Source organism: Xanthomonas sp. SHU 199, assembly GCF_000364665.1.
Classification (GTDB): Bacteria; Pseudomonadota; Gammaproteobacteria; order Xanthomonadales; family Xanthomonadaceae; genus Xanthomonas_A; species Xanthomonas_A sontii.
Genome location: NZ_AQOI01000045.1, coordinates 1 through 11825 on the forward strand (window position 1 = coordinate 1; position 11825 = coordinate 11825).

General features: G+C 69.2%; 9 protein-coding genes and 1 pseudogene. 6 read left to right on the forward strand and 4 right to left on the reverse strand.

What is annotated here, in order from left to right:
* The 4 genes from D183_RS0102420 to D183_RS0102435 form a co-directional block, all read right to left on the reverse strand.
* Positions 1–936: sigma-54-dependent Fis family transcriptional regulator (locus D183_RS0102420; RefSeq protein ID WP_017907581.1), on the reverse strand; the 936-nt coding region annotated here is incomplete at its 3' end.
* A 316-nt stretch (positions 937–1252) separates the two neighbouring features.
* On the reverse strand, positions 1253–2998 hold the full coding sequence (locus D183_RS0102425; protein WP_017907582.1) for an XVIPCD domain-containing protein: 1746 nt from the start codon (positions 2996–2998) through the stop codon (positions 1253–1255).
* 43 nt (positions 2999–3041) lie between these two features.
* A complete protein-coding gene (locus D183_RS0102430; RefSeq protein ID WP_026144120.1) occupies positions 3042–3554 on the reverse strand; it encodes a hypothetical protein in 513 nt (170 codons plus the stop codon).
* Between the two features lie 505 nt (positions 3555–4059).
* Positions 4060–4992 (reverse strand): carbohydrate kinase family protein, encoded by a 933-nt coding sequence (locus D183_RS0102435; protein ID WP_017911561.1) that lies wholly within the window; start codon positions 4990–4992, stop codon positions 4060–4062.
* A gap of 260 nt (positions 4993–5252) precedes the next feature.
* On the opposite strand from D183_RS0102435, the gene D183_RS0102440 reads away from it, so the two are divergent.
* The 6 genes and pseudogenes from D183_RS0102440 to D183_RS0102465 form a co-directional block, all read left to right on the forward strand.
* Positions 5253–6299: a rod shape-determining protein gene (locus tag D183_RS0102440; RefSeq protein WP_010343692.1), complete on the forward strand. Its 1047-nt coding sequence runs from the start codon at positions 5253–5255 to the stop codon at positions 6297–6299.
* A gap of 170 nt (positions 6300–6469) precedes the next feature.
* A complete protein-coding gene (gene mreC / locus D183_RS0102445) occupies positions 6470–7573 on the forward strand; it encodes a rod shape-determining protein MreC (protein WP_017907585.1) in 1104 nt (367 codons plus the stop codon).
* Complete coding sequence (gene mreD, locus D183_RS0102450) at positions 7570–8055, forward strand: rod shape-determining protein MreD (RefSeq protein WP_010343694.1); 486 nt, start codon at positions 7570–7572, stop codon at positions 8053–8055. Before mreC ends, mreD begins: the two co-directional genes overlap by 4 nt.
* A gap of 1 nt (position 8056) precedes the next feature.
* On the forward strand, positions 8057–10117 hold the full coding sequence (mrdA, locus tag D183_RS0102455) for a penicillin-binding protein 2 (protein WP_017907586.1): 2061 nt from the start codon (positions 8057–8059) through the stop codon (positions 10115–10117).
* Complete coding sequence (gene rodA / locus D183_RS0102460; protein WP_017907587.1) at positions 10114–11220, forward strand: rod shape-determining protein RodA; 1107 nt, start codon at positions 10114–10116, stop codon at positions 11218–11220. Before mrdA ends, rodA begins: the two co-directional genes overlap by 4 nt.
* Positions 11221–11545: 325 nt before the next feature.
* Positions 11546–11825, forward strand: a pseudogene (locus tag D183_RS0102465) (virulence factor family protein); the annotation flags it as partial.

An 11825-nucleotide genomic window follows, 5' to 3' on the forward strand; every position in this document is an offset into this window, starting at 1 on the left:
TTGGCAGGCGCAGCGGATCGACCACAACGTGCTGGCGTCTTTGCGCGCGCGCTGCTCCAGCGTGTCGAAATCCAGCTGCATCACCTGGGCGATGTCGCGCCCGACCAGTGGCGAACGGTCGGGCTTGCCGAGCTGTTCCAGCGTGGCCTCGTTGACCGCCAGCACGCGGCCGTCGCCGCCGACCGCGATCAGCGCCTCGTGCAGCAGCCCGGCGAACTCGGGGCGGCTGTGGAAGCGCAGGATCCAGGCATGCCGGTACTGTTCCAGGAAGTATGCGCGGGCGATCTGCGCCGCCGACATGCGCACCAGCGCGCCGGTATGGCATTGCACCAGCTTGGTATCGCGCGGGTCGGGCGTGGAAGCGTCCAGCACCGCCAGCAGATGGCCTTGCGGATCCAGGATCGGCGCGCCGCTGCAGGACAACGGCAGGTGCCGCTCCAGGTAGTGTTCGCCGCGGTGCACGCTCAGCGCACTGCCCTCCACCGCACAGGTGCCGATGCCGTTGGTGCCCTGGTAGCGTTCGGCCCAACTGGCGCCACAGAACAGCCCGGTCTCGCGGAACGCACGCAGCAGCGCCGGATCCTGCACGCTGTGCAGCACCGTGGCCTCGGTGTCGGCGAACACCACCGCGTAGCTGCCGCCGGCGATCTGTTCGTAGAGATTTTCCATCTCCACCTTGGCGATGCGCAGCAGCGCCTCCAGCCGCTGCTGGCGCTCGCGCAGCTCGCCGTCGTCGTGGACCATCGGCGAGGGGTGGGTGTCCGGGGCCAGGCCGTACTCGTCGAGGCAGCGCCGCCACGAGCGTGCCAGCGCCGGCGGCAAGGACTCGATCTGGCGGAAATGGCGCATGCGCGCCAGCGGCGCGCAGTCGGCGTCGGCGGCGGATGGTGCGACGACCTTGGCTTGCGCGAGGCTGGCGACAGTCGACTCGGACATGGGCGCGCTCTCGTCCCCCCCAGGGGCCCTTGCGCAAGTGACGCACAAACCAGGCCAGGGCTCAACCCGCAGTGCAGCAAAGCGATGGCGTCGCCCGCCGTCGATCCCCCGGTCGCGCTGGGATCCTCCGTCCATCATGACTGTCAGTGGGTGTGCAGGACGCGCCGCGCCCCGGCAGCGCCATGTCGTAGTGCATCCGCATCCACCGTCGCGTGCGGGAACGGCAACGGGGCGAATCGAATCGAGTGCCGCACCGCACCGCCTGCAACGCAGACGGCGCGCTGCGCGCTGCCGCATGCGCCCGGCCGAAGTCGGGTTATGCCAGTGCCGGGCCGTTGCGGCTCGGTGCGTCCCGCTCGCGCGCCAATTCCTGCTGTTGCGTGAGTTGCCGTTCGCGGTCGATCGCCTGGTTCGCGGCCTGCAGTCGCTGGTCGGACTGTTCCACCGGAGTGGCGAGCGCCACTTGCACATCCACGCTGGCGCGCTTTTGCGCCGGGTCGCGCTGTTCACCTTCGACCACCACCAGATGGCCCTTCTCGGTGAGCGCCACGCGATCGGCCCGTTCCAGTGCGTTCGACGCCAGCGGCGCGTTGCCGGGGCCGCCATTGTCCCGGCAAGCGGCCAACGCAGCACGGCTCAGGCGTTCGCTGGCCGCATCGTACGGTTTGCCCAGATCCTGGTCGATCCTTCTGACGCCCTCGCGGATCTGCTCGAGCAGCGCATGATTCCGGTGGCTGGCGTCGTTCGGGCCGGGTGTCGACGCCGGAGCGCGATCCGGCGCAGGCGTTTGCGGTTGCTGCTGCTCGCTGCGTTCGCGCAACTGCGCCGGGGTCGGTACGTGCAGCAGCGTTTCGCTCTTGCCGTCCTTGCGCAGTTGAAGATCCACGCTCTGATCGGCATTGCCGACGCGCTTGACCTCGTCGCGCTGCACCGCGCTCCACTTGCCGCCGACGAAGGCGGTACCGTGACCGTTCCCATCGAAGACGACCACATCGTTGTCCGCGCCGAACAGGCTCGACGACTGCGCGACCGTCTTGCCGTTCCGGCCTTTGAGGTTGTAGCCGAACGCACTGTCCTGGTCGAGGGCGCTGATCAGTTTTGGCGACTGGCCGTTCTGCAGGAACAGGGTCTTGGTCGCGTTGTACTGATGCAGCGCATCCGCGTGGGCGGTATCGCCCTTCAGGTCGACCGGGCTGCGCAATGGGTCGGCGGAAACCGCCGCAAAAGCATCATGCAGGGGATTCCCGGGCTGCGCCGCACGGAGCTTGTTGAACACCTCGGTACCTGCGAGCGCGTGGTGGACGCCGCTCTCGATGTAGTCGGGCACCACCTCGCCTTTCTTGTTGGTCTTGTTCGGCAGCAGCGCGTCGACCTTGTTCACCACGTCCTCGACGCTACCGAGGCTGCCGTCGTTGATGCCCTTGAGGATCTTCGGATACTGACTCTTGCCGGCCTGGTTCTCCAGCTTCATCAGCACGGTGGCGTACTTGGCCTGGTCGTCCAGGCTCGCGTTCTTGTACAACTCCGTCTGGCGCAATTGGTGCAGCGCGCCGCCATGGTCCTTCTTGCCGTCGCCTTCGCGCATCAGATGGTCGATCTGCGTGCGGTCGCGATCGTGTACGAATTGCACGCCTGCATCGGAGGCCAGGAAGGTATTGAGGTTCTTGAGCACGGTTGCATCGGGTGCGCGGCCGTTGTCCGCGCGGATGGCATCGCCATTGCGCTGCAGATCGGAGATCGTCTGTGTTCTTTGGTTTTCCGAAAGCGCCAGGCTCGGAGTCTGCCGGGCGGCCCATGTCTGGTAGGCATCCACCAGCGTCGGGACGACGTCCGGATGTGCGCCCAGGTCGGTCTGCAGCGTGCCGATGCTGAAGCCGCTGTTGGCCACCGGTTTGAGCGTGTTGCCCTCGACCGATCCGGCGAACGACAGGTGATAGGCCACATTCTTGGAGCCCAGGCTGCCTTCCGAGGCCACGCCGATGGCGAAGTAGCCCAAGGTCTTGAGTTGCGCGTCGGTGAGTTGCGGCCTTGCCGCGGTGGGGGCGGTGTTCGGATCGGACATGTCGCTGTTCCCCGATGGTGTGTCGTGCCTGTAGACGCTCGCGTTAGCCTCTGCCTTCTCCGCAGAGCTTGAGGTTGGTGCGTGCGGCGCGGATCACGCGGAGGTAATCGTCGACGAGGGCGGGCGTCATGCCCTCGCTGATGGCGTCGTCGCTGCGCTTGGCGTCGTCCTGGTAGGGCGCCAGTGTCTGCCGGCATCCGGCATCGTCGCCGAGTTTATGCTGGGTCAGCGCGTAGTCGTTGCGGATGGCGCCGGCGTCGCTGAAGCTGAGGGCCGCCACGCAGTCGCGATAGAGCGGCGCGAGCGCCGCTTCGGCAGCCGCATAGTCCTTGCGATCGTAGGATGCCTGGAAGGCCTTGCGCGTTCGCTGCATGGCTTCAGGCGTGCAGGTCGCAGCCTGTTTCAGATAGTCGCCTGCGAAGCTGCCGTTGCCGCCGCAGTACTCCCGGCACGCGCTCTCGGCGCCGGCCGTGGCGGACACCGCCACGCCGTCTGCCTTGGGTGCGAACTGCAGTGTGCAGGTGCCGTCGTCGACCGCGGCCTGGGTTCCGTGCAGCGTGCCGCTGAAGCTGCAACCGGCATCGACATTCTGCGTTTCGAGGGTGAAGCGTGCATCGGGCTGCACGGTCAGCTGGCCCCAGCCGGGCTGGGTGGCATAGTGGCCGGGGGGCACTTGCGCGGCCGCCGCATCGTGCGTCGCAGCAGGCGCCGTTGGGCCGTTCGCGGCAGGCGCGGGGGCGGTCGGGGGCACGGAGGGAGTCGCGCTCGCGGGTGCCTGGGCGGCGTTGCCGCAGGCGCACAGGGTCGCCGCGCAGCACAGGGAGAGCAGCAGTCCACGCGGGATCGGTGCGGCGGCCAGGATCCTGGCGGTCCAGCGAGGCGCGGTGTCCATCCGATCATTCCATCGACGCGGGCGGCCGAGTCTAGCCCCGCCCGGATCGGCGCCGCAAGCCTGGATGCCGCGTCGCAATCGGTCGTGGAACGGCGGCCCGCCGGGTACGCGGCCGGCAAGCGCGATGGCCAGGCGTCGACGCTGCCGTTCCGCCGGAAGTGCCCCAGCCTTACAACGCGTAACCGAACTGCTGCTTGAACTGGTCGTTGAATTCGTCGAAGTCGAAGCGCTGGTTCTGCGTGCCCGGGTGCTCGACCTTCAGGGCGCCCATCAGGTTGCCCATGCGGCCGATGGTCAGCCAGTCGCAGCCGCGCTGGATGCCGAAGATCAGGCCGGCGCGGAAGGCGTCGCCGCAGCCGGTGGGGTCGACCACGCGGCGCTCGTGCGCCGGCGGGATGTCGTAGGTCTTCTCGGGGGTGTGGACCAGGGCGCCCTTGGGGCCCTGGGTGGTGATGTAGGCCTGCACGCGCGAGACGATGTCCTTCTCGTTCCAGCCGGTGCGCTCCTGCAGCAGGTTGGACTCGTAGTCGTTGACCACCACGTAGTCGGCCTGCTCGATGAACTGGCGCAGCTCCGGGCCGTTGAACAGCGGCATCGCCTGGCCGGGGTCGAAGATGAACGGCACGCCGCCGGCGCTGAACTCCTCGGCGTTCTGGATCATGCCCTCGCGCCCGTCCGGGCCGACCAGGCCCAGGGTCACGCCCGGCACGTCCTTCACGTGGTTCTCGTAGCTGCGCATCATCGCGCCCGGATGGAACGCGGTGATCTGGTTGTTGTCGTGGTCGGTGGTGATGAACGCCTGCGGGGTGAACAGCTCCTCGATCACCTTGACCCGCGACAGGTCGATGCCCAGCGCCTGGAAATGCTCGCGGTACGGGCCGAAGTCCTGGCCCACCGTGCCCATCGGGATCGGGTGGCCGCCCAGCAGGTGCAGGTTGTAGGCGATGTTGCCGGCGCAGCCGCCGAACTCGCGGCGCATACGCGGCACCAGGAACGACACGTTCAGGATGTGCACCTTGTCCGGCAGGATGTGGTTCTTGAACTGGTCCGGGAACACCATGATGGTGTCGTAAGCGAGAGAACCACAGATCAGTGCAGACATCGGGCAGGCCTTGGCGGAGGAATGAGCCCGCATTCAGGCGGGCGAGGGGCGGGGTCGCCGCGGCGCAAAGGGTAACGGCTGCGGCCCGGCAGGGCCAGAACCACGATCCATCGCGGTCCCGCCGATACCACGCAACGCGTGGTTTTAGCGAGAATTTTCCTTGCCCGCACCCAGGCGGGTTGCTAGGCTAGCGGACTTCGTTTTCTGCCCATTTTTTCGCCATTCTGGCGACGGCGCGCGCCCCAGGACCCAATCCCCCGATGTTCAAGAAACTCCGCGGCATGTTCTCCAACGACCTGTCCATCGATCTGGGCACGGCCAACACCCTCATCTACGTGCGTGGCCAGGGCATCGTGCTGAACGAACCGTCGGTGGTCGCGGTGCGCCAGGACCGGGCGATCGGCGGCACCCGCTCGGTGGCCGCGGTCGGCGCCGAGGCCAAGCAGATGCTCGGCCGTACCCCGGGCCACATCACCACCATCCGCCCGATGAAGGACGGCGTCATCGCCGACTTCACCTACACCGAGGCGATGCTGAAGCATTTCATCAAGAAGGTGCACAAGTCGCGCTTCCTGCGCCCCAGCCCCCGCGTGCTGGTGTGCGTGCCGGCCGGCTCCACCCAGGTGGAGCGCCGCGCGATCAAGGAATCGGCCGAGGAGGCCGGCGCCCGCGACGTGTACCTGATCGAGGAGCCGATGGCCGCGGCGATCGGCGCCGGCATGCCGGTCACCGAGGCGCGCGGCTCGATGGTCATCGACATCGGCGGCGGCACCACCGAGGTCGCGGTCATTTCGCTGAACGGCATCGTCTATTCGCAGTCGGTGCGCATCGGCGGCGACCGCTTCGACGAGTCGATCACCAACTACGTGCGCCGCAACCACGGCATGCTGATCGGCGAGGCCACCGCCGAGCGGATCAAGCTGGAGATCGGCTGCGCCTACCCGCAGGCGGTGGTGCAGGAGATGGAGATCTCCGGCCGCAACCTCGCCGAGGGCGTGCCGAAGATGATCAAGATCAACTCCAACGAAGTGCTGGAAGCGCTGCACGAGCCGCTGTCGGGCATCGTCTCGGCGGTCAAGCTGGCGCTGGAGCAGACCCCGCCGGAACTGTGCGCCGACGTCGCCGAGCGCGGCATCGTGCTGACCGGCGGCGGTGCGTTGCTGCGCGACCTGGACCGGCTGATCTCCGAGGAAACCGGCCTGCACGTGCAGGTCGCCGACGATCCGCTGACCTGCGTGGCCCGCGGCGGCGGCCGTGCGCTGGAACTGGTGGACATGCACGGCAACGAGTTCTTCGCGCCGGAGTGAATGTGAGGCCGGGAATGGGGAGTCGGGAATGGGGAATAGAATGGCCCCTCCGCCTCCGCACTGCCGGCTCCCTCTCCACTCGCCTGCCTGCGCTCCGGCCCGATCGCGCCGGGAGCGCGCTGTTGTTGTTCGATTCCCCACTCCCGATTCCCCATTCCCGGCTTTAGCCCGTGCCTCCTTACGCCGGTCCTCCCGTCACCGCCCGCCCCGGCGAATCCGCCAGCACGCCGCGCCTGCTGGCCTACCTGGCGTTGGCGCTGGTGCTGATCGTGCTCGACGCGCAGGCCGACTGGCTGGCCCGCCTGCGCAGCCAGGCCACGGTGCTGGTGCAGCCGATCTGGGCGCTGGCCGGCCTGCCCGGGCGGCTGGGGTCGCAGGTGCAGGAGAATGCGGCCAGCCACGCGCAGCTGGTCAAGGAAAACCGCGCGTTGCGCAACGAACTGCTGATCGCCAAGGCGCGCCTGACCCGGCTGCAGACCGCGGCGCTGGACAACGCGCAGCTGCGCGAACTGCTGGGCGTGGCCGAGCGCCGCGGCTTGGACGTGCAGTTGGCGCCGATCCTGGACATCGACCTGGACCCGACCCGGCAGCGCCTGGTGCTCGATGCCGGCAGCCGCGACGGCGTGCACGTCGGCCAGGCGGTGATCGACGCCGGCGGCCTGATGGGCCAGGTGATCGCGGTGACGCCGCTGCACTCCACCGTGCTGCTGCTGACCGACCCCGACCACGCGGTGCCGGTGACAGTGGCGCGCAACGGCGTGCGCCTGATCGTCTACGGCCGCGGCGGCAGCCTGGAACTGCGCGACATCCCGCTCAGCGCCGGGGTCGAGGTGGGCGACGAGATCGTCACCTCCGGACTGGGCGGCCGCTTCCCGGCCGGCTTCCCGGTCGGCACCATCTCCGCCCTGCGCCCGGACGACACCCACGCCTTCCTGGTCGGCGAGCTGAAGCCGGCGGCGAAGCTGGACCGCGGGCGGGATGTGTTGTTGCTGAAGAGCCGGGAGTGGGGAATCGGGAATCGGGAATTGGCGAAGCCGGCGTCCGCGGCAGCGGAATGCGCCTCGCCCGTGGCTGGAGCAGCGCAAGGCGGTGACACCAAGCCAGCGCAGGGCGCGGCTCCGGCCGCAGCCGGAGCTGCGGTCACTGCGTCGCCGAGCGCGCACCCGTCCGGCAACGCGACCACCCCGCCGCCGACCAAGCCGGCACGCGCGACATCCGATTCCCGATTCCCCATTCCCGATTCCCGCCCGGCTCCAAAGGAGACGGGCCAATGAGCCGCCTGCGCAGCAAAGGTTGGGTGCTCCCGGTCAGCGTGATCGTGGCGCTGTTGCTGGGATTGATGCCGTTGCCGCTGGTGGTGCAGCCGCTGCGGCCGTACTGGCTGGCGCTGGTGGTGGCGTACTGGGTGATCGAGACCCCGGACAAGGTCGGGCTGGGCTTCGCCTTCGCGGTCGGGGTGCTCGCCGATCTGCTGTACGGCGGGGTGCTGGGCGAGCAGGCGCTGCGCCTGGTGATCCTGAGCTTCATCCTGCAGCGCTTCCGCGCGCGCATCCGCTTCTTCCCGATGTCGCAGCAGGCGCTGGCGATCGGCGGCCTGCTGGTCAACGACCGTATCGTCGCCGCGGCGGTGCACCTGGCCGTCGGCGAGCCGACGCTGCCGTGGAACTATTGGTGGGCGCCGCTGCTGGGCATGGCGCTGTGGCCGCCGCTGTTCGTGCTGCTGGACGCGCTGCGGCTGGGCCGGCGGAGCAAGTAGCATGGCCCTGCATCCGCGCCGCGCGCAGAAGAACCCGCACGCCGAGGCCGAGCAGTTCCGGCGCCGTGCCGCGCTGGGCTTCCTGTGCGTGCTGCTGGCGCTGCTGGGCCTGGGCGCCTGGTATTTCAAGCTGCAGGTGCTGGACCACGACATCTACGCCACCCGCTCGGACGCCAACCGCATCAAGCCACGGCCGGTGGTGCCCGGGCGCGGCATGATCTACGACCGCAACGGCCGCCTGCTGGCCGAGAACGTGCCCGCGTTCCGGCTCGACGTGACCCCGGACAAGGTCGCCGACATGGACGCGCTGCTGGCCGAGCTGGGCAAGGTCATCGCGCTGTCGCCGGAAGACATCGAGCGTTTCCAGGCCGCGCGCAAGGCCAGCCGCAGCTTCCGCCCGATCACCCTGAAGCTGCGTGTCAGCGAGGAGGAGCGGGCACGCTTCGCGGTGGACCGCTGGCGCTTCCCGGGCGTGGAGCTGGAACCCTACCTGACCCGGCACTACCCCTACGGCGACCTGTTCGCGCACATCATCGGCTACGTCGGCCGCATCGACGAGAAAGACCTGGAGACGCTGGGCGAGGGCAACGCGGCGCTGACCCACATCGGCAAGTCCGGGCTGGAGCGCTATTACGAGGAGCAACTGCGCGGCAAGGTCGGCTACGAGCAGGTCGAGACCAACGTGCAGGGCCGCGCGATCCGCACCGTCGGTCGGGTGCCGGCGCAGTCCGGCGCCGACCTGCGCCTGTCCATCGACGCCGACCTGCAGCGCGCCATGGTCGCCGCGTTCGGCGACTACCAGGGCTCGGCCATCGCCATCGATCCGCGCACCGGCGAGATCCTGGCGATGGTCAGCCTGCCGTCCTACGACCCCAACCTGTTCGTCAACGGCATTTCCCACGCCGACTTCCAGGCGCTCAACAGCGACCCGTCGCGGCCGCAGTTCAACCGCCTGGTGCTGGGTGGCGTGGCGCCCGGTTCCACCATCAAGCCGTTCATGGGCCTGGCCGGCCTGGACAGCGGCACCCGCCGCCCGGAGGACAAGATCCTCTCCACCGGCATGTTCTATCTGCCCGGGGTCAGCCGCGGCTGGGGCGACTCGCACCGCGGCGGCCACGGCTGGACCGACCTGCGCAAGTCGATCGCGCAGTCGGTGAACACCTACTACTACAAGCTGGCCATCGACATGGGCATCACCAAGGTCGACCAGTACATGACCCGCTACGGCTTCGGCGTGCCCACCGGCATCGACCTGGTCGGCGAGACCGGCGGCATCGTGCCCTCACCGGCGTACAAGGCCAAGAGCCGCAAGGAAGCCTGGTACCCCGGCGACACGGTCAACATCGCCATCGGCCAGGGCGACTGGAAGGTGACCCCGCTGCAACTGGTGCGCGGAGTCGCCGGCCTCGCCGATGGGCAACTGCGCACGCCGCACCTGGTGATGGCCACGCGCCAGGCCTTCGATCAGCCGTGGGCGCCGGTGCAGCCGGAACCGAGCAAGCCGATCAGCGACAATCCCAGCAACCTGCAGGCGGTGCGCGAAGGCATGATGGACACCATGCGCCCGGGCGGCAGCGGCTATGCCATCACCGTCGGCGCGCCCTACCAGATGGCCGGCAAGACCGGCACCGCGCAGGTGGTCAGCCGCAAGGGACTGGCGGCGGTCGATCCGCGCAGCCTGCCGATGCACCTGCGCCACCGTTCGCTGTTCGAGGGCTTCGCGCCGGCGGAGCGGCCGACCATCGCCCTGGCGATCGCGGTGGAAGGCGGCGGCTACGGCGCCAGCACCGCTGCGCCGATCGCGCGCAAGATCTTCGATGCCTGGCTGCTCGGCCGGCTGCCGCCCGGGGTCGAACCGCTGGACAGCCTGCGCGGCGCCACCGCGTTCGGCAGCCACCTGTACTACGCCGAGGATCCCGGCTCGCGCGCCGCCGCCGATGCGGTCGCCCTGGCCGCCGGCGAACGCCCGGTGCTGATCGGCCAGGCCGAGGTGGATGCGGCGGTGGTACCGCTGCAGTCCGCAGCGCCGGCGATCCCCGACGAGATTCCGGACGAGCGATGAAGGATTTCCTGCGCTGGCTGGTCGACATCGGCGGCCGCTTCACCCGCACCCTGGACTGGCCGCTGTGCCTGGCCCTGGGCGCGCTGATGGCGATGGGGCTGGCGGTGCTCAAGAGCGCCGGCGGCATGCACCTCGTCATGGCGCAGGGCGCGCGGTTCGCCATCGGTGCGGCGGCGATGTGGAGCCTGTCGCGGGTGTCGGCGCTGCGCCTGCGCGCCTGGACCCCGCTGATCTACGCGCTGTCGATGCTGCCGCTGCTGGCGGTGTTCGTGCTGGGCACCGGCAAGTACGGGCGGCAGTGGCTGGACCTGAAGGTGTTCTACCTGCAGCCGGCCGAGCTGCTGAAGATCAGCATGCCGATGATGGTGGCCTGGTACCTGCACCGCATGCCGCTGCCGCCGCGCATCCCGACCGTGCTGGTCAGCGCGGTCATCATCGGCATTCCCACCGCCTTGATCATGCTGCAGCCGGACTTCGGGACCGGCGTGCTGATCGCCGCCAGCGGTGGCTTCGTGCTGCTGCTGGCCGGCCTGCCGTGGTGGTGGGTGGGCATCGCCGTCGGCGGCGTCGCCGCGGCCGCGCCGGTGGCCTGGCTGTGGTTGCTGCGGCCCTACCAGAAGGACCGCATCATGATGTTCCTCAACCCGGAGAACGACGCGCTCGGCGCCGGCTGGAACATCATCCAGTCCAAGATCGCGATCGGTTCCGGCGGCCTGCACGGCAAGGGCTGGGGCATGGGCTCGCAGTCGCACCTGAACTTCATTCCCGAGCAGACCACCGACTTCGCGTTCTCCGTGCTCAGCGAGGAGTTCGGCTGGATCGGCGTAGCCACGGTGATGACCCTGTACCTGATCGTGATCGGGCGCTGCCTGTGGATCGCCTCGCAGGCGCGCGACACCTTCTCGCGGCTGCTGGCCGGCGCCACCGGCCTGGCGTTCTTCGTCTACGTGCTGGTCAACGGCGGCATGATCTCCGGGTTGCTGCCGGTGGTCGGCGTGCCGATGCCGCTGATGAGCTACGGCGGCACCTCGGCGGTGTCGCTGCTGGCCGGGCTGGGCCTGGTGATGGCGGTGAAGGCGCACCGTCCGGTGCACGGCTACTGAACCAGCGCACGGCGTTCGACGCGCCCTGGCTTAACCGCAACCTTGCAGGCAGGTGACGGCATTATTGCGGCGCATGTCGTGCATCCGCACAATGCGCGTCGATGCCACGTGACGCGCGCCGCTCCCCCCGGCCCACAGGTGTGCAGGAACTTCCGGGTAGGCAGGTGCGACCCCGCGCATCCATCCCAGCCCACATCGCCGAGGCATCCTCCGCAGCGCATCCGCCGATCCGGGCTCCGGCCCACCCGTCTGCGTCGTCCGCCGCTGCCTCGTCGTTCCCGTGGTTGTCCAGAGGCTCGGCGTTGGCCGGGATGGATGCGTGTCGATGAAATTCCTGCGCGTGTTGCTGTTGACGAGCGTGGTGCTGGGCCTGAGCGGCTATGCACTGCTGCGCTATTACTTTCCGCCGGGGGCGCTGCATGCCCGTGGCTACGGGCGCACGACCCTGGTGCATCCGCAGGGGGCGCCGCAGGGCCTGGTGATCCTGCTGGCCAGCGGCAGCCCGGCGCAGCGGCAGGACGCCGCGCGGCGCATCGCCGCCAGCGGCGCGCTGGTCGCGGTGGTCGACGGCCAGCGCTATCTGAAGCACTTGCGTCATGGCGGGC